Here is a 22873-nt window from a genome sequence, read left to right on the forward strand (position 1 = left end):
TCAAGTCCGCTCGACTTGCATGTATTAGGCACGCCGCCAGCGTTCGTCCTGAGCCAGGATCAAACTCTCCATGAAAGTTGAGTTCCATTGCTCATTTCAAAACTGACGAGATTATAAAATCTCATTGCTGATCTCACCGTAAGGCAAGATCGGTTTAACTCACTCGTTGTTCAGTTTTCAAAGATCAATTCTGTTTCTGTCGCTCCGACAACCTCTCGTCTCAGCAACTTTTATAGTATATCACGTTGGTTCCAACTTAGCAAGCACTTTTTTTGAAAGTTTATTTCAAGCATTTCGCTTGCCGTGTCTCTTCACCGTGACATCCAACCACCGTTTCGCGGCCGGAAATATAATATAACACACGGGTCAGTTATTATGCAAGCATTTTATTAATATTTAATTGCGGGGTGAACACTCATGAAAAATCTCTTCTATAATATAGACCGAAAAAGCACACCTAAACAAAGCAGTATTACATCCATGAAATAAAGTAAAAACCCGCCTCTTCTATAGAGACGGGTCTAAAGATATCTTATCTATTCGATGCCGAGCATTGCATAGCGCAAAACAATAATGATAAACAATATCCACATCAGCCAGTGTACCTTGACGTCGCGACCGGACATTTTTGCAAATACGGAGAGCACTACGTACGAAATAATACCTGCAGAGATTCCGTTAGCGATACCGCCAGTGAACGGCATCAATACAATTGTCAGGAAAGCCGGGAATGCGATAAAGAAATCATCCCATTCAATTTCCCGCACCTGGCTCATCATTAATACTCCCACGATAATGAGCGCGGGTGCTGTAGCAGCTGCCGGTACGATCAGTGCCAGTGGAGCGAGGAACAGGGAGAGAATGAACAGAACTCCTGTAGTTACCGCCGTCAGACCTGTACGTCCGCCTTCAGCTACGCCTGCAGCACTTTCCACGAATGCTGTTACTGTACTAGTTCCCAGGAAAGCCCCTGCACTGACACCGCCAGCATCCACGAGCATTGCTTTACCCAGCTTCTTCTCGCCTTGCTCCTTGTTCTTCAGCAGACCAGCACGGCCTGCAGTACCTACGAGCGTACCGAAGGTATCGAACAACTCAACAAACGTGAAAATAAAAATAACTTCTAGCAAGCCAATGCCAATGGCGCCCTTAATATCCATCTGCCCTACAGCCAGGTTATCAAAGGATGGGAACCAGCTTGCACCGCTCAGTCCCGCTGTGTTCGTTACACCCATCGGAATCCCGATCAATGTCGTTGCCACGATCCCGATCAGAAGCGCACCCTTGACCTTCAACACCATCAGAATCGCAATCAGGAAGAGACCAATTAGCGCCAGCAACACGTCCTTGTGCTCCATGAAGTTACCCAGCGCCAGGTTGAACGCCCCGCCAGCAACAGGCTGGCTGATGTCTGTTCCCGGATTAATATTAACCGAGACCAGATTACCCAGCTTGAAGCCGATAATGGTGATGAACAAGCCAATACCGACTGTAATGGCAACCTTCAGGTTGTTCGGCACGGCCGTCAGCAGCATTTGACGAACCTTCGTTACGGTCAGGATCAGAAAAATAATACCGGATAAAAATACAGCACCTAAAGCAGCCTGCCACGTAATGGCTCCGTTCGAGCTCAGCACGACGGTCATAAAGTAAGCGTTCAGGCCCATACCCGGAGCAAGTGCAATCGGAATGTTAACAAACAATCCCATCACAATTGTAACGAGACCGGCACCTACCGCGGTGGCGAAAAACACACCCTCCTGCGGAATGCCAGCACCATCAGGACCCAGAAACAGATTGTTGACGAACAGGATGTAAGCCATCGTCATGAAAGTCGTCAAGCCTGCAATCATCTCGGTTCTGACATTTGTTCCGTGTTCCTTTAACTTAAAGAAACGCTCCATTGTTGAGATATCCCCCTTAAAATTAGTGACCAACGACGAAAAGCCCTGAAGAAATATCTCCAGGGCACCCGCTTAAAAAGATATGCATCCCAGCAGTACTGAGCCGGTTGATCCAATTCCATCAACTCTTCCTTCTCCTGCTCCGGGAGTAACACCAGCTGCTTGGATCCAGTCACTACCGGCGGGTGAGAATAAAAAGATGATGGGTGGAGCAGCACAGTCAGCCGCTAAAGCTTGCATTTCTTTTCGTAGCCAGATCATTACGGTGACCTTGTAGAGACTCCCGGGCCGATTCCCAGGATTATACGAAAAAAGCTTATATATCGTTGTTGTCATATTATCTATGAACATTCTAGGTCGAAGGCGTGTTTTTGTCAACAAAAAAAGCGAATAATCGACATTTCATTTCCTAGTATTGTTCGGAAATAACGTCTCACAGCGAAATCTCTATCTCGAACCTCAATAAGTCGAAGATACTAAAATACAATAATGGGAAAATTTATATATATATTTATTATATTTTACCTCCCACTCCCTTAAATTTATCCACAAAGGCAGAGATTTTCTGAAAAACGCTCTGCTTTTTTGTTAAATACTGAGGATTAAGCGGACTCATTTTAGGAAGAATTGCATTTAGCTCTGTTCCATTTTCACTGGCATATTCTCTTTTTAATGAAGTTAGAATATATCTTTTTGCAGCTTCTTCATTAAGATTTTCACTCATAATCAATTCTTCTGCTTCACGTTTTTGCTCCGTTTGAGCAAATGAGAAGAAGGCCTCAATGATACTTGCTTTATCCTGAATTCGATCTAAATCAGCTCGATTGATAAAGTCAACTACCAAACTTTCTTTTGCACGGTTTCCTATGCTGGAACGAATGATGCGACGAACTTCTTCAACCAAAGATGCTTTATCTTTCACCTTTTTGTTATGTTCGAAAATAAGTTCAAGAATGTAATCTAAGTTAATCTCTTGTGATTTCAGAAGATCTACTTCAAAGACAACATCATCCCAATTAATGGTTGAATTACCTTTTTCTCTTCCAGCCTTTTCACGTCGAAACCAATCACGAATATCATTATAGGATGAACGATAATCTTGAACAGCTCTTTCTTCTAACACTTGTGTCTCTTGCATAACAGCTATATCCTCATCTGTTACATAATGTGTAGACTTAAAATCTTCAACTGCATCCGAGTCCGTCAGATCTACGGTTTGTAAAGCTTTTAAAGCTGAATATTCATCATAGTTCTGCAGGATATTTTCAATACGCAGATATTCACCAAATAGTTTAGTAAATTCTTTCTTATCCTTTTCAGTAACAATCTCATCGACATTAGGAAAACGTTCCTTTAATTCTCTTACTACATCAGCATAGCCACGACGGGCTTCACCCGTTGCCACATCAGCGAATCCTTCCATATACTCTTTATAACTTTTTTCCAAGACCACATTTTTAGTGTTTTTATCTCCGAATAGCGTAATGGCGTCTACGGTCGCTTGTTCTAAATCTCTAAAAGTAACAATATTCCCAAACGTTTTGGTGGAATCATAAATACGATTTGTTCTCGAAAAAGCTTGCATCAAGCCATGATACCTAAGGTTTTTATCCACAAACAAAGTATTTAATGTAGGGGCATCAAAACCTGTTAAAAACATTCCAACTACAATTAACAAATCAATCTCTTTGTCTTTTACTCGTTTGGCAAGGTCACGATAATAATTTTGAAACTCCTTGCTTTCTACGCCATAATTGGTTCTAAACATTGTATTATAATCTTTAATGGCTGAGCTTAAAAACTCTTTGGCGCTACTATTCATCGCTGTGGGTTCAAACGTTTCATCAAGAATTTCACCTATTGCACTTTGTTCCTCATTAGCAGCAAAGGAGAAGATTGTCGCAATCTTAAGGGGTTTGTCACTTCCCTCTTGTAAGTTGTTCAATGATTCATAGTAGAGCTTGGCTGCGTCAACACTACTCACAGCAAACATGGCATTGAATCCATTTCCATTCGCGTTTAGACGATGAGTTTTTACTCTAAAATTATTAAGGATATAGTGAGATATTTCTTTAATTCGTTCAGGATGCAGTAATGCTTCTTTATTCTCTGCAGCCGATAGTTTTTTCTCGTCCTGTTCTTGCTCAATACTTTTGAACTTAGGGCGGACATCGTTATAATCTACCTTGAACTTTAAAACCTTCTCATCTCTAATGGCATCCGTAATGACATAAGAGTGTAATTCTCGACCAAAGACAGAAGCCGTCGTTTCAGAACCTAATGCATTTTGAGGAAAAATAGGTGTACCTGTAAATCCAATTTGATAAAACTTCTTAAACTTCTTATTGATATTTTTTTGAGCTTCACCAAATTGTGAACGGTGGGCTTCATCAAAAATAAATACCACTTGTTTATGATATATTGGTAACCCAGCTTCACTTTTCATGAGGTTGTTCAGTTTTTGAATCGTCGTTACAATAATTTTATTGTCGTCCTTTTCAATATTTCGCTTCAACCCTGCGGTACTCTCTGAACCATTCACACTGTCAGGAGAAAATCGCTGATACTCTTTCATCGTTTGAAAATCAAGGTCTTTCCGATCTACAACAAAAAAGACTTTATCAATGAAATCTAGTTCAGTAGCCAAGCGAGCTGCTTTAAAACTCGTAAGCGTTTTTCCCGAACCTGTTGTATGCCAAATATATCCGCCGCTTTCAATGGCGCTCCATTTTTTTGCTTGGTATGCACTTTTAATTTTCCATAAAATTCTCTCCGCGGCAGCAATCTGATATGGGCGCATAATCAGCAGGTTGTCACTGGCATCAAATACAGAATATTTCAATAATACATTTAGTAAAGTATCTTTTTGAAAAAATGTAGCTGTGAAATCTTTTATATCTTTAATTAAGACATTATCCGCTTTGGCCCAATTCATCGTAAAGTCAAAACTGTTCTTATCCCGTTTCGTCGTATTTGCAAAGTATCGGCTATCTGTACCATTAGAAATCACGAAAATCTGGACAAATTTAAATAGAGAGTTTTCATAATTAAAGCTCTCTTTACTATATCGATGAACCTGATTAAAGGCTTCACGAATGGCAACCCCACGCTTTTTAAGTTCCACTTGTACTAGGGGCAAGCCATTGACTAAGATGGTAACGTCATATCGATTAGCTTGAGTTCCTTTTTGTTCAAATTGCGAAATGACCTGGACTTTATTACCGGCAATATTGTTCTTATCTACTAGGTAGATATTCTGAATATGTCCATCATCAAACACAAAATCATATATATAATCGTTATGTATTTTACGGGTTTTATCGATATGGTTGTCACTCGGTTTATCTAAATATTGCTCACAAAACCTAAGCCATTCGGCATCTGAAAATTGCATTTTATTCAAGTCTTGGATCTGCACACGAGCATTAGCCAGCATCTGTTCAGGAGTAGTTAAATTAGAAACATATTCATAACCTTGATTCACTAAATCTTGAACCAGTTCTCGTTCTAAACTAGCTTCCGTTTGATAGCCTACCCCTTGCTCTGCTATCTTGCTATATTTATCTAGTACGATGTAGTGATTCGATTCTGCAATGGTTTTGTACTCACTCATCTTTATGCCTCCTTCCTAAAGCTATAGTTATTTATCAAATGATAGCCTAACTGTTTGTTTTTCTTGAGGAGACGGCTCTGCTGCACTTGAATCCGCCAGTGTAGAATGACTGGTAAATTGGATAATTCGATTATAATAAGTTTGTTTGTTATCAGGTAATAAGTCAGACCATTCTCGAAATCCAAGAAAACTAGCTGTTTTTTCATATAGATTTCTTAAAAGAGTAAAATGATATTTTTGTACTTGATTGTTCTCAATAGCTTCCTCTATCGTCTTCTTCAAATGCAAGTGATATGAAAAACTCTTATTTGAGTCTCCTGGTTTTTCTTTTAAATCGAAAGTGCCGTCTTCTTGACGGTCTAGCATGTAGCAGGTCTTTTTATTAAGTCCATTATAAAGCACATTATAAAATATAGGATTGTGAGTTGTAATAACAAATTTCAGTTCGGATTCACTTCTTTTGATTAATTGAGCCAAGTCAACTGCCAACTGAATCAGATGGTTGTCATCTAACGAAGTGACAGGATCATCAATAAACACGTATTCCAACTGATTAAGTTTATCTGTCTCTCGTTCATTTGGCTCAGCTACATTTAATACATCAATCGCTTGGTTAAGTAAACTATAAAACACACTCCAAACAAAGCAACTTTCCTCACCCTTTGAAATCTTTATGTTAGGAGAAGGCTCTTCATTTCCCCGTTCATAAGAAAATGTAACTTCCGAATAATCCGAATTGAATTTAGGTGTTAATTTAGAATCGGTATAATTTTGAAAATGACATGACATTCTGATCTTGTCCTTGTTCATTTAGCACCCATTCAGTAAAAGAGTTAGAATGAATTCTAAGTTTTAAATGAGTATCATTTGCTAGATCATTGTCCCAATAGAACAAATCTTCCGTAAAAGCGTTGTAGTAAATGATTTTTTTGCTGGCTAGCCCTGTTACATCAATCTCTGCATCGTTTTTAGGTGCAACCAACAATCTAAATTCTTTTGAAAGTCTGGTTTTTCCATTTCCATTAAAGCCATAAATTAGTTGAACTTTTTAATCACTATCTTTTAATTGTTGTGCAATTTCAATTAATGAAATGCCCATATTATGCCTTTACCTGCTCGTTTGGAAAGGTAAGAAGCATATTACGATAATATTCATATTGCTTTTGACGCAACTCTATTTCACGAGGCAAACCCTCTCTAATTGATGATGTTAAGGCATCGAATTTGTCTAAAATAGATACGATACGGTCTTGTTCTTCAATGGGTGGGATGGGGATTATTGTTTTACTCAAGCCGTTCGCATTAATCGCCGAGATTTTCCCCGAAGATATATGTTTTTTAATTTGATTATGAAATTGCTTGGTTCGTGTAAAGTATGAAACATATTTAGGATTCAAAAAACTTCTATATGAAAAACAAGCATCATGAATAGCTACCCCTGTATTACCAAGCCATGCAGTTCCTTTTCCAATGTCTTCAATCGTTTCGCCAGCGGCAACAATTACAACATCGCCATGATCCGCAATTCTTAGTTTTGAAGCTAAATCATCACTAACGAACGATTTTGTCTTTTCCGCCCAGATATTGTAATGCGTATACATTTCACCATAATGAATACATGGGAAACCCTCTGAAAGCATGTCGGTTTTTACGAATCTCTTGCCTCGTGTAAATTCACCCACATCCCCCAATGACTTCCAATCAACTTCATTCTCGTTAAAAGTCAACAATTTATTAAGGTAAAATGTATATTGCTTTTTACGAGCTGTAAGCTCTGCTGTAAGCTCTGCTGTAAGATCTATAAAATTGTCCAATATATGGACTATTTTTTCTTGAATATTATACGGCGGGATGGGTATCTTCGCTTTACTTAAGCCTTTCGCGCTAATTGAGGATATTTTCCCCGAAGATATATGTTTCTTAATTTGGTTATGAAAATTATTAGTTCGTAAAAAGTAAGAAACATACTTAGGATTTAAAGAACTTCTATATGAAAAACAAGCGTCATGAATAACAACACCCGTATTTCCAAGCCAAGCAGTACCTCTTCCGATATCTTCAATTGTTTCACCAGCGGCTACAATTACTACATCACCATGATTTGCAACTCTTAGATTTGAAGCTAAATCGTGACTAACGAAAGATTTTGTCGTTTCTGCCCAGATATTATAATGTGTATACATTTCACCATAATGAATACACGGAAACCCCTCTGAATGCATGTCGGTTTTTACAAATCTCTTGCCTCGTGTAAATTCACCAATTTCCCCCAAGGCCTTCCACTCAACTTCAAACCCATCAAGCCATTTATCCATAAGACTCGGATTAATCACTTTTCAATCACCTCAATAATGTCATCAATTTCAGCACGAAGTTGGTCTATCTTTGCTACAGTCGTTTTTATCTCTTCATTCAACTTATTGATATCAATGACTTCCCTTGTGTCTTTTGCTTCTACATAGGAGCTAACAGAAAGGTTGTACTCATTTTGTACGATCACATCGTAATCAACAGATTTTGCAACATGGTCTACATCTTCTTTAGCGTCAAACATTTCAATAATTCGCTCAATGTGTTCATCTGTAAGTATGTTGTTATTTGTTGCTTTTTTATAAAAATCCGCGCCACTTGCATCAATAAATTGCGTTTGATTATCGGTTTTATGTTTAGAAAGAACCAAGATATTAACCGCAATTGATGTCCCATAGAACAGGTTAGGTGCTAATGAAATAACCGTTTCAACAAAGTTATTATCAATCAGATATTTTCTAATTTTCTGTTCTGCACCACCACGGTAAAAGATACCAGGGAAGCAAACGATGGCTGCACGACCTTTGCTTGAAAGATAACTGAGAGCATGAAGTACAAAAGCAAAATCAGCTTTAGACTTTGGCGCTAGTACGCCTGCAGGAGCAAATCTTTCATCATTAATAAGCGTGGGGTCATCATTACCGATCCAATTTACGGAATAAGGTGGGTTCGATACAATGGCATCAAAAGGCTTTTCATCTCCATAGTGAGGGTCTAATAGCGTATTTCCTAAAGCAATATGAAACTTATCATAATTTATATTGTGTAGAAACATATTCATACGAGCAAGGTTATACGTTGTATGGTTAATCTCTTGTCCGTAAAACCCATCTTCGATAATATGAGCATCAAACTGTTTTTTTGCTTGTAATAAGAGTGATCCCGAACCAGATGCTGGGTCATAAATTTTGTTAATTGTTGCTTGCTTGTGTAAGGCTAATTGAGCTATAAGCTTTGATACATGCTGAGGTGTGAAGAATTCCCCTCCAGATTTACCTGCGTTAGCAGCATAATTAGAGATCAGAAACTCGTAGGCATCACCAAACAGATCAATTTGATTATCTTCAAATTTACCAAAATTAAGCCCTGCAACACCTTTAATAACAGCAGCTAAACGACTGTTTTTATCTTTCACCGTATTCCCCAGTCGGTTGCTTGTGGTGTCAAAATCAGCAAATAATCCTTTAATATCTAATTCCGATGGATAACCATTTGCTGAACCTTCAATAGCAGCAAATATCGCAGCTAAATCTGTATTCAAGCTTTCATTTGCGTTGGCGGTTTTCGCGATATTAGTAAACAACTGACTCGGATAGATGAAATAACCTTTTGTTTTAATGGCATCCTCTTTGATTTCTTTCGTTATAATCTCATCAGGTAATTCTGCATACTTGATACTTTCGTCTCCAGCTTCAATATAGCTAGAGAAATTCTCGCTAATGAAACGGTAAAACAGCGTTCCTAATACATATTGTTTAAAATCCCATCCATCTACTGAGCCACGGACATCATTGGCTATTTTCCAGATTTGGGATTGTAATTCGGCACGTTGTGCTGTACTTGTCATTGTATATACCTCCAAATTATCCTGCTAACAACAAAACTTATTCCATACTCTACTCAAAATTTCTTTTATTCGACAGTCACATACCACATTATACACCATGCCATTATGATGAAGTCGATTGATCGTAATTCCGTTATGTGCGTTCCACGCATGCAAACGGCTAATATCTAAATAAAAACTCCCACCGACAATCATTCGGCGAGAGTTTTTGACGACAATCTTGGAGACAATTCAAAAGAATTTTGATCTCAGAAAGTCATATAAGTTTTACCTAAACGGCGCAAAATAAACGTTTTTCATTGTTTAAAGTGTCGCTTAATTATTCCCACTCAATCGTTGCCGGCGGCTTGCTCGTCACATCGTATACGATGCGGTTGACGTTGTCGACCTCGTTGACGATGCGTACGGAGATTTTCTCCAGCACATCCCACGGAATACGCGCCCAGTCTGCGGTCATGCCGTCGATGGACGTAACAGCACGAATGCCGACGGTGTAGGAGTACGTACGGGCATCTCCCATAACTCCAACGGATTTCATGTTCGGCAGCGCGGTGAAATACTGCCAGATTTCGCGGTCAAGACCGGCCTTGGCAATCTCTTCACGCAAAATGTAATCCGAGTCGCGGACGATGGTCAGCTTATCTTCGGTAACCTCACCCAGCACGCGAATTGCAAGGCCCGGTCCCGGGAACGGCTGGCGCCATACAATTTCCTCCGGCAGACCAAGCTCTTCGCCAACCTTGCGAACCTCGTCCTTGAACAAGGTCTTCAGCGGCTCAATCAGCTTGAACTTCATGTCCTCCGGCAGACCGCCGACATTGTGGTGGGATTTGATCGTTTGAGCCGTATCCGTCCCGCTCTCCACAATATCTGTATACAGCGTGCCTTGAGCCAGGAAGGCAAAATCATCGAATTTTGCGGACTCCTCATCAAACACGTAAATGAACTCATTGCCGATCAGCTTACGCTTTTGCTCCGGATCATCGACACCCGCAAGCTTAGACATAAAACGATCACGCGCATCAATCTTGACCACCTTCATGTCGAACTTGCCGACAAAGGTCTCCATGACGCTTTCCGCTTCGCCTTTGCGCAGCAGGCCATGGTCAATAAACATACAGGTCAGCTGGTTGCCAATCGCCTTGTGAATGAGCATAGCTACGACGGAAGAATCAACGCCGCCGCTCAGTGCGCAGAGAACCTTCTGCTGTCCGACCGTCTCGCGGATTTCGCGGATCTGATCCTCAATGAACGTCTCCATGCTCCAATTGCCTTCACAGCCGCAGACCTCGTACAGGAAGTTCTTGATCATCTCATTGCCCTGCAGGGAATGACGAACCTCCGGATGGAACTGCACCGCGTACAGCTGCTTGTCCACATTGCTCATCGCTGCGATCGGGGCAGATTCCGTGCCCGCGTCCAGCTTGAAGCCGGTTGGCAGGGACACAACATGATCCCCGTGGCTCATCCAGACCGTCTGGTTATTCTCCAGACCTTTGACCAGCACCGAGTTCTCATTGAACATCAGCTCAGCCTTGCCATACTCCCGCTTGGAGGCACGTTCTACCTTACCGTCCAGCTGATGGGCCATCAGCTGCATGCCATAGCAAATTCCAAAAATCGGAACCTTCAAATCATAGATAGCCGGATCCACATGCGGCGCATTTTCTGCATACACACTAGAGGGTCCTCCGGAAAAAACGATGCCGCGCGGCGACAACGCTTGAATCTTCTCGACTGGAGTATTGTAAGGCAGCAGCTCGCTGTATACTCCCAAATCACGAATCCGTCGTGCAATAAGCTGGTTATACTGTCCACCGAAGTCCAAGACAACGATGATTTCATTAGGCTTGTTCATTAACGGGCCTCCCTCAATTATTGAGATTAATTATACGCAACCCCAATTCATACCGTCAAGGAAAGGGAGGGGATGTTTTTATGACAGCTTTTTGGCGAGAGAACGGCATTGCCGTAAAAAGCTTACCTTCTCGCTTCGACTCAGCCTCTCCGCGCCGTACGCAGTACGTTCCCACAGAGCAGCAAAGGAGGCCAGCTCGGCACAAAGCTGTGCTTCGCGGAGGGGCAGAGCCTGCATGTACTTTTTGACGGTAACCGCATTCCCCAATGCCCCATAACGTTTCGCAAGGCGTCTCCATACCTGATCTGCCGCACACAATAGCTGCTCTCTCTCCAGCACAGCCGCATCCTGCGCCGCTCCTTTACGAAGCCTGTTCCCGGGAAGACGCACCCGCCACACCCGGACCGCAGCCACGGTAAGAATAGGCAACAAAAGCAGGGCACACAGTGTGATCAGCAAGAACTGCGATGAAGCAGCTCCGTTCTTCAGACTTCTCCACGACTCACCCAGCATTTGCATAAAATCGCCGAGCTGCTGCGTCAAGCCCTGCTTAGAGGGAATTGCCCGGGAGCTCATAGCGGGCCCATCTGCATGATAGCCCGGTGTAGGATCAAAGGCCGTCCAGCCCTGCTCCGGCACATATACCTCCACCCAGGCATGAGCCTCCTGCTGTGTTACTCGGTACGTATCGGACAGCTGGTCATCCCGCTCCCCGGGCGCGAAGCCGGTCACATATCTTGCCGGGATGCCTTGGGTCCGCAGCAGCACGGTCATCGCGGTAGCAAAATGAGTGCAGTACCCCTGCTTCTGCTGAAACAGAAAATCATCGACGAAATCCTCACCCCCTGCGGGAATGGTGGTGTTCAAGGTGTAAGGAAAGTTATTTTTCAGATAGGTCTGTACATTCAGCGCTTGGCTGTAGACATCATCTGTCTCCTTTGTTAGCTGGAAGCCCAGCTTTCCAATGCGTCCGGGAAGATCGGAAGGCAGCTGGAGGTAAGGAGATAACGCACTTTGGAGCCCCTCCTCTTGTAATACCTGCAGGGAAGCTTGGGACAGGAGTCCTTCTGGAGAAGTCTTCTTCTCCGTGAAGGCCTGCTTGCCGTCAGGCGGCTCCAGAGAGACCGGCTCCGATGTTACGGTGTAAGATTTCAGGCCATCTATGCCCCCCTCCAGATACATAGCACCGGAGATCAGACCGGATGCAAGCGTTGGAGACAGCGCTTCTCCGTGATGGTCTGCAAAGTTTTCGACTCCGCTCACGACACCGCCAGAGAAGATCGGCATCCCATCATACGCGGAGCTGTGCAGGGTAAAGGTCTGCCTATGAGCCGCTCCGGAGGCCGGCTGCCGGGTGGCGGCGCCACTCCCGGTTTCTAAAGAAACCGGCACGCGGTCTTCGGCAATCCAGCGCCTGCCGGAATAATAGGCCATCGCTTCTCCCCGCCAGTACGAAGGGCGCCCTGACTGCACGGTAAACACCAGCTCGGTGTCGATCTCAAGCGGTCCGCCAAGATCTCCGCTCAGCGCATCATAGCCGGTGCGGCTGCTCCCTCGGCTTTTCACAGAGCTGCCGGCTGTGCCTGCAGACCAGTCCGACACCCGTTGGACCATGGATTCCAGCGTCCAGCCGTTCCCGGAAGCTGGCTCCACCGCCTGGCCTGCGGCATACAGCATTCCCGGCACCCCTGCTGCAGCGAGGGTAATCCATAGCAGCCGGCTCTGCAGGCTTCGCAGGAATGCCTTGTTTTTCAACACAGGCACTCCCTCTTCTCCGGAACCCGCTTCTTCCAGCTGTAATGAAATAAAGAAGGAGATCCCTTGCGCCAGCAGCATCCAAAATGCACAGCGGATAAACCCGCCATAGACAGGCAGCTCCAGCGCGCCCTCCAGCACAGCAAGATACAGGACTGTAGCTCCGCCAAACAGCCATAAGCTGCCGCGATGCAGAAACAGCAGCTGCACCGCCGATACCAGCGTTGCCCAGCCCAGCAGAAGAATCAAGGCGCGGCTTTCTGTGCTGAGCCGGCTGAAATGCTGCGGCTGCGACAGCAGGGCGGCATCACTCGGGAGAATATTCTGAAGATACTCTCCCACCCCATACAGCAGAGACGGCGCATCCAGCAGATAGCCCCAGCACCCCAGCAGCAGCACCGCATTCAGCGGAAGCCACAGCCATTCCTTTAAGCCGCTCAGTCCCTGAAGCAGTAATATACCGGTCAGGCAGAATAAAAGACCCAGCATTTCTCCTCCGTTACTCCCGCCCAGCCCTTGAAGCGGCAGCAGCCACTCGATCAGCAGCCCGGCGGCAGGAAGAGTCATCATGCATCTCAAGACAAACGGAGAAGCGTTAGATCTGCGAAGCTGCTGACGCGCGGCTTGTTCAGGCTTCTGCATCGGAGCGGATATTAGGCTCATGGTACTCCTCCTGATCAGGCAGGCTGTCCGTCAGCCCTGCCGGGTAAAAAAATCCGTCACGGAGGTCAAACAGCCGACCGCCGGACTCCATCCATTGCCGTTCCACCCCGGTCAGCTCTCTGCCACCAGTCTGCTGCTTAGCGAGAATGAGATGCACGGTAACCTGCTTTCCAGCCCGCCGCAGCCTGAATATTGCTTCTGCCAGCCCGGGATGCAGGACACCGGTGACGACGTGCACGTCCAGCGAACGGAATGCGCTGAATTCATCCAGCTGCAGGTCGGCTTCTGCCGGGGAAGCCTGCAGCTGTACATCTGCGAGCGGCAGAAGCCAGCCGCCTTCCCCGCCCTGCTCTTCTCGGCGCAGATGTACGATGGAAGCCGTGTGGCCCGGCAGCTGTAAATATGCTTCGCCTTGAGTCAGCGCCGCCCGGTACAGCAAGCCGGCCGCTGCGGAAACAGCGAGCTCAAAGAGCTCTTCGCCAGGACAGCTGCCGGAGACGGGATAACCGGAAGCCTCCGTATCCAGCAGGATCAGCCGCTCTGTCAGCGGTCCTTGCTCCGGAACACGGCTATGCAGCCTTCCCGCTCTGGCACTATTCTTCCAGTGAACCCACTTCAGCGGATCACCCGGTACATACTCCCGGAGGTCCAGCCCCGGCCAGCCCTGGCTATGGAAAGGAGAAGGAACGTCCTGCTGATCCATTGCCAGGATTCGCTCATCATAGCCCTTCAGATTCATCGGCTTGGGCAGCACAATCACCTGAATCTCCCTCATTCCCTTCACCTCCCTGCGATAACGGAACCAGCCGAACATATCGCCCCACTTCACCGTACAGGTCCCCCCTTCCCAGCCCCCCCGCTCCTTCAGCGGAATCCGGCAGCTGAACTCAGCAGCCCGCCGGAAGCCGGGGAACCAGAGCTTGCGGACGACCGCTCCCCCGATCTGCACCTGAAGCATCATCCAAGGTACTGGCATCAGCGTGACGAATTTCAGCGAAACCGTGAGCTCTGTCTCTTCACCTGCATAAATGCAGGCAGGAGAAAGCTTGCGGTCTATCTTGATCGCTCTTGGTCCGGTTAGGCCAAGCAGAGCGCCGCTCAGCAGTATGGCCGTGCACAGCAGCCACAGAAATCGCAGCGACGCCCCGCCGAGCCAGGTGTAAAGGACCCCTGCGATGCCCCAGAGACATATAGCTCTTAGCCAGGCCCAGACCATACTGCTCCCCGTGGCTAAGGACGCCTTGTCTTCTGTTGCAGGGCGGGAAGCCGGCGGATGCGCGCGCTTCATCCACGTCCGCCTTTTGCCGCTCGCTGCCGTGGCAGCTCAAATCGGCTCAGCAGCTGCTTGACGGTATCTGCTGCGCTCCATCCGGACGCCAGGACTCCGGAAGCCGGCTGCAGGCGATGAGCCAGTACGGGCACAGCGACCCGGAGACAATCGTCCGGAATGACGTACATCCGGCCATCCATAAAGGCAGAGCCCTGGGATGCCCTCATCCAGGCCAGGACTGCCCGCGGACTGATGCCAAGCCGGATGCCCTTATCTGTGCGGGAGGACGCTGCGATCTGCACCAGGTATTTTTGAATGCTGTCGTCGACATACACCCGGGAAGCCGCCCGCTGCATATTCAACAGCTCTGAAGGGGCCAGGAGAGGTCCCGGCAGCCGCTGCGCGCCTTCGCCGTGTGCCCGCTGAAGCAGCAGCAGCTCATCCTCCATATGGGGATAACCGAGCCCCAATTTCATCATAAAGCGATCCAGCTGAGCCTCCGGCAGCCGGTTAGTGCCCTCGAACTGCATCGGATTTTGCGTGGCCAGCAGGAAAAAGGGGGATTGCAGCGGGTAGGTTTCGCCGTCCACACTGACAGACCCCTCCTCCATCAGCTCCAGCAGCGCAGACTGGGCCCGGGAAGAGGCCCGGTTAATCTCGTCCGCCAGGATCAAATGGGCTGAAAGCACGGGGCCCCGCTTGAATTGGAATTCTCCGCGCTGCGGATGATACATCATCGTCCCCGTAATGTCGCCGGGCATGAGATCACTCGTAAATTGAATTCTGCCAAAATCACACCCCAGCACGGACGCCAGGGTCCGAACCAGCTTGGTCTTACCTACGCCTGGCACATCCTCCAGCAGCACATGCCCGCCGGCCAGCATAGCAATCAGGATTAGAGAAATTTCTTCGTCATGACCCAGGATGACAGAGCTTGTCTTTTTGACGACCCTGGCAAGCAGCTCCGGTCCCCAGTACGGGTGTGCCTGCTCTTGGGACTGCCACGATGAATGGAACAATGGCCTCCACCTCTTCTTCTCGTTCATTTCTCCCTTTGAACAGAACATGTGCGGGAGTCTATGAATAGGTTTTCCAAGATTGCAAAAAGATAGACCACGTTTGGCGGGAGATTTTGGCGCACAACCTAAAGAGCCCCCGAAATCAAAGGATTTCGAGGGCTCGGGTTCTTTACGTATAGGGTACCTAGTAGGCCAGTGTGAACAGACCTTTGATGTGGGACAGGTAACGCATGTTACTTGCTTCCTTCATCAGCGTTGCCGGCAGACCTTTAAGCTGGGTCTTGTTGGCGCCGATCGTACCGATCGCGTCCTTGCGGCCCAGGCTGCCCAGTGTACCGGAGAATACCGGCAAGAAGGCTTCCATAGCTCCGCCATTGGCATAAGCAAACAGATTATAGCCTACAAGCTCGCCCATCTGCCAAGCCAGCTGTGCTGTTGGTGGATACGGACGGCCTTCCGGCCCCATTACAACAGCGCTGTCGCCGGCCAGGAATACATCCGGGTGGGAGGTAGACTGCATGAACTCATTGACTGTAGCACGGCCGCGGTTCACTTCGATGCCGCAGTTCGCCACCACGGAGTTGCCTTGTACGCCGCCTGTCCATACCAGTGTACTTGTTTGAAGCGTGCTTCCATCCTTCAGCTCTACTTCGGTGCCGTCCATCTTCGTGATTGGCAGGCCGGTAAGGAAGTTTACACCGCGCTTTTGCAGACTTGTCGTCGCACGGTCCACCAGCTCTGGCGGGAAGCCTGGCAGGATGGAAGGTGCTGCTTCTACGCAGTACAGCTTGATTTCGTCCGGAGAAATGCCGTATTTACGGGCAAGCTCTGGACGCATGTCAGCATACTCGCCAACAAGCTCAACGCCGGTCAAGCCGCCGCCGCCCACGACAATTGTCGCGTCTGCCGGATTCTTCGTTCTGCTGTATTCTGCAATGCGGTCCTCTACATGCTTATGCAGACGGTTTGCATCGTTCACGGACTTCAGTACAAAGCTGTTCTCCTGCAGTCCAGGAATGCCGAAAAATGCGGTTTCGCTGCCCAGTGCAACAACCAGCAGGTCATACGTCAAAGACGCGCCGTTTTCCAGAGCTACCGAGCGGCTGTCCGGCTTGATTTCCTTAACGGTACCGATCTTCAGGTCTACGTTCGCATCGCGAAGCAGCCTGTCCAAAGGCAGGGCAACCGCCTTTTCAGCAATATTGCCAGCCGCCAAACGATGCAGCTCGGTAATAATCTGGTGCGTTGTAAAACGGTTAACTACCGTGATTCTTGCGTTCATTCCGAAATGCTCACGGGCCGAAAGAGCGCTCAGCAGGCCGCCGTAGCCTCCGCCCAGGATCAGAATATGTTTAGACATGACCATCCTCCGTTCTTATCCAGTTTCTTAATTAACGTTTCGTTTGTCCTTCGCGCTCGTTGAGCACATCCAAGTAAGCCTGTGCAAAGCGCAGGCCCTTCTGTACCTGAGGGTCCTTCAGCATTTTCATCAAGCCAAATACGCTGATGCTGTTGCTGTCGCCTTGAAGGCGCACGCGGTCTCCGGCCTCAATGGCCGCAGAAGCGGTGTTCTTCATCGCATCGGTTACCGGCTTGGTGAAGCCGCTGAGTGAAGCCATGGTGTCCTCGGCGAGAACCGGGTCGGTAGCTACCGATTTTCCGAAGTCATATGCCTTGGTCATGAACGTCAGCATTTCAGCCAGCTTGGGAAGCTGCTCTACCAGTACCGTCAGGGATTCCTGAATTTCAGGCTTCAGCAATTGATCAAACACATCCGGAAGTCCCGCTTGCGGTGCTCCCAGATTTTCGGCAACCTTCTCCGAGCCTTCGGACGATTGCGGACGGGATGTTTCTGTCATGTTAATTGCCTCCTTTGCTTTAAATGAGGTCCCAAGAAGAAATGGCGGCGATTGAACCGGTTCGTCATTGTGTTACTTTCGGGATAACCGGCCGCTATTATGCATCACTGCTTAAAAGTGAGGGTTTGTGGAAATCTATATCGCCAAAACAAAGCAGGGGGATCGCCTCCCCCTCCCTTTTAAACCGTTTCGTTGGGATTGTGATTATTATCTCAACCTCTAGTCTATAACTTGTGCCTCATAATTACAAACAAAAAATGCACGTTTTTTCTACAAAGTTTGAATTTTGTAAGCATACTCTTTCGTCACCACATGATTCAGCGGATGACCCGAGAAGTGCAGAATATCGCGGAGCGGAATCCACACGGCATTTCCCCAAATCATCACCTCCGAAGGCTGCTTCATCGAGGTATCCGGGGACCAGAGCATGCCAAGGCCCGGATCGACACTCCATGACGCTCCGCTAAGCCATACCCTGGCGGTTCTCGATGGCGCGTCCCAGCTCACCCGTCCGCCAAGGCGCTCCACCGCAGAGCGCAGCGGCACCATGAGCCGGCCGTTCTCAATCCGGTATTCACCCGGCTGAAACTCAGCCGCCAGACCGGCCATGTCGAGCGTCAGCACCTTGCCCTGATCAAACAGCTGTCCGTTAGGAACGATATGCTCGGCAATCCACCGGGAGCCTGGCTGCGACTCTTTAGGCTTGACTTTGCTCTGTACCTTGAACTGTACCGGTGCGGTCTCAGGCGTCAGCACGGCAAAGCGGTACCCTGCCTCCTTGTAATACTCGATAATGCGGGGCAGCGCCTTAACGGTTTCTTCGTGTCCTGCGCCATCGTGCAACAGCAGATTGATCTCATCTCCTGCCGTCTGCATCGTGGATTGGCGGACAATCTCGTCGGCAGGCACACCGATCTGCTTGGAATCACCGCTGTCTGCATTCCAGTCGAACACAAGGTAGCCCGCCTGCTTCAGCAGTTTGAAATAGGTTTCGTCAAATTTTCCTGCTGTGCCTCCTGGCGCCCGGAGCAGCTGGGGCCGTTCCCCTGTGATGCTGCGAATAATTTCCTCAGTCTGCTTGATTTGATCCCAAAACAGCGTGAATTTCCGGTACAGCTGGCTGTAATCATGATCATAGGTATGATTGCCGATGGCGTGACCTTCCTCCGCAATGCGGCTGACCAGCTCCGGACGCTGCTCGGCCTGCTTGCCGAGGATGAAAAAGGTCGCCGGAACGTTGTTCTCTTTCAGGATGTCCAGGACCTCTCCAGTCAATCCGGAAGGTCCGTCATCAAAGGTCAGATACACGGTTTTGGCTGGAGTCTCGGGGACTTGAGGGACCGCAGGAGCTTGAGGCGCGCTGCTTGAAGACAGCAGGCTATGGAGGAGCTTCACCGCCTTGGCCTGCATGGAGACGGCCGTATTGGCCGCTTCACAGTCTGCAGCCTTTTTCATTGTGAAGGGCATTACTGGCTTGGCATCTTCTATAGAATGAAACGTAGGATGATCCGGTTTGGCAGGGTTAACGGGTGGAGACAGATATGGCTCATCCGGCTTCAGCATTAGAAGCCACATGATTCCGCACACCGCGCATACCAAGAACAGCATTGCTTTTTTCATATGAATCTACCTCCATCATAATCTATGAGATTGACCGTTCACTTCGGATTTTCTGATAGATTATATGGGGGCCGCTGTTGAAAAAGACTACGCGGGTGCAATTAAAATTAAAGACTTCGTGATGTAGCATGTTCTATGAAAAAAACCGTTGCCCCAAGGCAACGGCTGATGCTTTATGATCTGACGGCGCTTAGCACTTCCTCTACATGGCCCGCTACTTTCACCTTACTCCAGGCCTTGGCGAGACGGCCCTCCCCATCCACAAGAAACGTGGAGCGGACAATACCTTCATACTCACGCCCGTACATTTTCTTAAGCTGCCAGACTCCGAACAACTCACTCACACGGTGCTCCTCATCCGAGAGCAGCAGAAACGGCAAGCCGTATTTCTCGATAAATTTGCTGTGAGACTTCAACGGATCAGGGCTGATGCCAAGCACGACTGCTCCCTCTGCCTGAAGCTCCTCATGTGCATCCCGGAAGCCGCAGGCTTCGTCTGTGCAGCCGGGCGTCATATTTTTGGGATAAAAATAAATCACGACCTTCTTCCCCTTGTAATCACGCAGGGACACCTGCTCACCGTTTGAGGCCGGCAGGGTAAAATCAGGAACCGTCTGTCCAATCTCCAGGCCCATCTCACTCATGATGTGTCACTCCTCCTATACTTGTCCATGCTTCAGCTACTTCTTATCTTATGAAATGGATGAAGGCAGTGCAACTTTTCAGTACAGCTTCTGCAAAGCTAAAATTGCTTGTCTTTTCGAAAATATCTATAATAGAATGAATACTTGTACAGAGCCAGCAACCATTATATTTATAAATGCACTTGTGCAGTCCCCGAAAGGAAGAGCCTGATGAGCATGAGCCGAAGAACCCGAAAAGCAGCAAAAAGAAAAAAATTCAAGAAAACAATGATCTGGACGGTGAGCCTGCTATTGGCGGGTATTTTAGGATACGGCACTTATTATGGAACATCGTTTTACCAAGGATTGGACAGCCTGCAGAAGAACGGCGAGGCTTCTCCCTTCCGCAATGTGGAGCAGGTGGACGCCAAGGCGCCGGAGCCTCCGAAATGGGAAGGCACGGAGCCTGTTAATATTTTGCTGATGGGCGTCGATGCCCGGGGCTTTGCGGAGGACGAAATTCCACGCTCGGACACCATGCTGGTCGCCTCGATTGACCCTGTGGATGAGACGATTCATTTATTCTCTGTCATGCGGGATACGTACACTGACATTCCGGGACACGGAAAGAGCCGGATCAATACCGCGGTCACACATGGCCCTAATACCGCTATGAAGGCGGTTGGCGATCTGCTCGGCATCCCGGTCCAGTATTATGTGTACACGGATTTTCAGGGCTTTATCAAGCTGGTGGATGCCGTGGGCGGCGTTGATTTCTATGTAGAGAAGGATATGAAGTACGGCAGCAAAGCAGACAATCATGAATATGATATCGACCTGAAGGAAGGCATGCAGCATCTTGACGGTGACAAGGCATTGCAATACGCGCGTTTCCGTTATGATCAGATGGGAGATTACACCCGGACCGAACGGCAGCGTGAGCTGCTGAAGGCTGTAGCGAAGAAGCTCCAGACTACAACCTCGATTATGAAGCTTCCGGACATTTTGGAATCCATCAGCCCTTATATCGACACGAACCTCGACGTCAGTGATATGTGGAAGCTGGCCAATGTCGGTTATCAGAGCGAGATGAAGGGCAGTGAGCAGATTCCACCGATGAAGCTGGTCGTGGAGACCACTGTGGGCGGAGCCTCGGTGCTCACGGTCGGGAATCCAGAAAGCCTGAAGGATTATGTACAGGACGTTCTGAATCCCCCTGCCCCGGAAGTAGAAGAAGGCACCGGCACTAACAGCAGTACCTCTAAACCCAACAACTAAAGCCCATCATACGGACAGGCCGCCATCAGTGCAGCCTGTCCTCATTATTGAGGAGGAAGCATCCAATGACACAATCTATGAACAGAACACGCTCGGCCGAGCTGTATGAGGAAGCGCTGAAGCATATTGTAGGCGGGGTCAACAGCCCGTCCCGCTCCTTCAAAGCCGTCGGCGGCGGCGCTCCGGTATTTATGAAGCAGGCCCGCGGCGCGCATTTCTGGGACGCAGACGGGAACCGGTACATTGATTATCTGGCCGCCTTCGGACCGATTATTACCGGACATGCCCATCCTCATATTACAAAGGCTATCACCTCAGCCGCTGAAAATGGTGTGCTGTACGGAACGCCGACCGAGCTCGAAATCCAGCTTGCCAAAATGCTGAAGGATGCCATTCCATCCATGGATAAGGTCCGATTCGTCAATTCCGGCACCGAAGCGGTCATGACGACCATTCGTGTCGCGCGGGCTTATACGGAGCGCAGCAAGATCATCAAGTTCGCCGGCTGCTACCACGGCCACTCTGATCTTGTGCTCGTAGCCGCAGGCTCCGGTCCCTCCACGCTTGGCATTCCGGACAGCGCGGGCATTCCGCCCAGCATTGCCCATGAGGTTATTACCGTCCCCTTCAACGATCTTGAGGCGCTGCAAGAAGCTCTGGAGCACTGGGGAAATGACGTAGCCGCAGTTATGGTGGAGCCTATCGTCGGCAATTTCGGCATGGTTATGCCAAAGCCCGGCTTCCTGGAAGGGCTGTGCAAGCTAGCTCGCGCTAACGGCTCTCTCGTCATTTATGATGAAGTCATTACCGCATTCCGTTTCCATTATGGCTCTGCCCAAACGTATCCCGGCCTTCTCAATCATGAGGCAATCCAGCCCGATCTGACAGCACTGGGCAAAATTATCGGGGGCGGGCTGCCCATCGGCGCCTACGGCGGCCGTAAAGAGATTATGGAGCAGGTTGCTCCGCTCGGTCCTGCTTACCAGGCGGGAACGATGGCCGGCAATCCTGCCTCCATCGCCTCCGGCATCGCGTGTCTGGAGGTACTCCAGACAGAAGGCGTATATGAGGAAATGGAGCGCCTGGCTATCAAGCTGGCAGACGGTCTCCAGGCCTCGGCCCAGCGGCATGACATTCCGCTGACGATCAACCGGATTTCCGGCGCCTTCTCGACCCACTTCTGCAGCCACCCGGTCACCAACTATGAAGAGGCTCAGGATACGGACGGCGAAGCCTTTGCCGCCTTTTTCCGCCACATGCTGGATCAAGGCATCTTACTCGCGGCCTCCAAATATGAGGCCTGGTTCCTGACCACCGCGCATCAGGCTGCAGATATTGATCAGACTTTGACTGCCGCAGAGGAAGCCTTCCGCCGGATGGCAGCCCAGGCGTAGACGTTGAATTCTAACAGACAAAAAATAGACATGGCCGTGTCAGGATGCCTTGACGCTGCCATGTCTTATTTAGTGAGCTGATATACAATGAATGACGTTAATGACTTAATGACGGGATAAATTGATATAAATCACTATGA

Annotated in this window: 15 protein-coding genes, 1 rRNA gene and 1 riboswitch; of the genes, 2 read left to right on the top strand and 14 right to left on the bottom strand. The window is 48.1% G+C overall.

Going from position 1 to position 22873, the window contains the following annotated elements; translation table 11 throughout:
* The 14 genes from ACH6EH_RS16170 to bcp form a co-directional block, all read right to left on the bottom strand.
* Positions 1 to 75: ribosomal RNA gene (locus tag ACH6EH_RS16170) — 16S ribosomal RNA — on the bottom strand; the annotation flags it as partial.
* 461 nt (positions 76 to 536) lie between these two features.
* The gene (locus ACH6EH_RS16175) at positions 537 to 1904 is read right to left on the bottom strand and encodes an NCS2 family permease (RefSeq protein WP_208204172.1); all 1368 of its coding nucleotides are present in this window, start codon (positions 1902 to 1904) and stop codon (positions 537 to 539) included.
* Positions 1905 to 2133: 229 nt separating this feature from the next.
* A riboswitch (purine riboswitch) is annotated at positions 2134 to 2233 on the bottom strand.
* Positions 2234 to 2418: 185 nt separating this feature from the next.
* Positions 2419 to 5517, bottom strand: coding sequence for an HsdR family type I site-specific deoxyribonuclease (locus tag ACH6EH_RS16180; protein WP_397333090.1), 3099 nt, complete (start codon positions 5515 to 5517; stop codon positions 2419 to 2421).
* A 27-nt stretch (positions 5518 to 5544) separates the two neighbouring features.
* Positions 5545 to 6327, bottom strand: a complete 783-nt coding sequence (locus ACH6EH_RS16185; protein WP_397333091.1) for an AAA family ATPase — start codon at positions 6325 to 6327, stop codon at positions 5545 to 5547.
* A gap of 290 nt (positions 6328 to 6617) precedes the next feature.
* Positions 6618 to 7832 carry a restriction endonuclease subunit S gene (locus ACH6EH_RS16190; RefSeq protein ID WP_397333092.1) on the bottom strand — a complete coding sequence of 405 codons (1215 nt, stop codon included), beginning with the start codon at positions 7830 to 7832 and terminating at the stop codon, positions 6618 to 6620.
* Positions 7833 to 7846: 14 nt separating this feature from the next.
* Positions 7847 to 9394: a type I restriction-modification system subunit M gene (locus ACH6EH_RS16195; protein ID WP_397333093.1), complete on the bottom strand. Its 1548-nt coding sequence runs from the start codon at positions 9392 to 9394 to the stop codon at positions 7847 to 7849.
* Positions 9395 to 9713: 319 nt separating this feature from the next.
* Positions 9714 to 11252, bottom strand: a complete 1539-nt coding sequence (gene guaA, locus ACH6EH_RS16200; protein WP_397333094.1) for a glutamine-hydrolyzing GMP synthase — start codon at positions 11250 to 11252, stop codon at positions 9714 to 9716.
* A gap of 78 nt (positions 11253 to 11330) precedes the next feature.
* Complete coding sequence (locus ACH6EH_RS16205; protein WP_397333095.1) at positions 11331 to 13670, bottom strand: transglutaminase-like domain-containing protein; 2340 nt, start codon at positions 13668 to 13670, stop codon at positions 11331 to 11333.
* Positions 13636 to 14958, bottom strand: a complete 1323-nt coding sequence (locus tag ACH6EH_RS16210) for a DUF58 domain-containing protein (RefSeq protein WP_397333096.1) — start codon at positions 14956 to 14958, stop codon at positions 13636 to 13638. The genes ACH6EH_RS16205 and ACH6EH_RS16210 overlap by 35 nt, the downstream gene beginning before the upstream one ends.
* Complete coding sequence (locus tag ACH6EH_RS16215; protein ID WP_397333097.1) at positions 14955 to 15959, bottom strand: AAA family ATPase; 1005 nt, start codon at positions 15957 to 15959, stop codon at positions 14955 to 14957. The genes ACH6EH_RS16210 and ACH6EH_RS16215 overlap by 4 nt, the downstream gene beginning before the upstream one ends.
* 184 nt (positions 15960 to 16143) lie before the next feature.
* Positions 16144 to 17319, bottom strand: coding sequence for an NAD(P)/FAD-dependent oxidoreductase (locus ACH6EH_RS16220; RefSeq protein ID WP_397333098.1), 1176 nt, complete (start codon positions 17317 to 17319; stop codon positions 16144 to 16146).
* 31 nt (positions 17320 to 17350) lie between these two features.
* Positions 17351 to 17818 carry a DUF1641 domain-containing protein gene (locus tag ACH6EH_RS16225; protein ID WP_397333099.1) on the bottom strand — a complete coding sequence of 156 codons (468 nt, stop codon included), beginning with the start codon at positions 17816 to 17818 and terminating at the stop codon, positions 17351 to 17353.
* 270 nt (positions 17819 to 18088) lie between these two features.
* On the bottom strand, positions 18089 to 19438 hold the full coding sequence (locus ACH6EH_RS16230; protein WP_397333100.1) for a polysaccharide deacetylase family protein: 1350 nt from the start codon (positions 19436 to 19438) through the stop codon (positions 18089 to 18091).
* A 173-nt stretch (positions 19439 to 19611) separates the two neighbouring features.
* Entirely contained in the window at positions 19612 to 20073 is a 462-nt protein-coding gene (gene bcp, locus ACH6EH_RS16235; RefSeq protein WP_397333138.1) for a thioredoxin-dependent thiol peroxidase, read from the bottom strand.
* A 225-nt stretch (positions 20074 to 20298) separates the two neighbouring features.
* On the opposite strand from bcp, the gene ACH6EH_RS16240 reads away from it, so the two are divergent.
* A complete protein-coding gene (locus ACH6EH_RS16240; RefSeq protein WP_397333101.1) occupies positions 20299 to 21339 on the top strand; it encodes an LCP family protein in 1041 nt (346 codons plus the stop codon).
* A gap of 77 nt (positions 21340 to 21416) precedes the next feature.
* Positions 21417 to 22733 carry a glutamate-1-semialdehyde 2,1-aminomutase gene (locus ACH6EH_RS16245; protein WP_397333139.1) on the top strand — a complete coding sequence of 439 codons (1317 nt, stop codon included), beginning with the start codon at positions 21417 to 21419 and terminating at the stop codon, positions 22731 to 22733.
* Positions 22734 to 22873 lie beyond the last annotated feature (140 nt).

Origin of the sequence: Paenibacillus sp. JSM ZJ436 (assembly GCF_044383795.1) — a bacterium.
GTDB lineage: Bacteria > Bacillota > Bacilli > Paenibacillales > Paenibacillaceae > Paenibacillus_AQ > Paenibacillus_AQ algicola.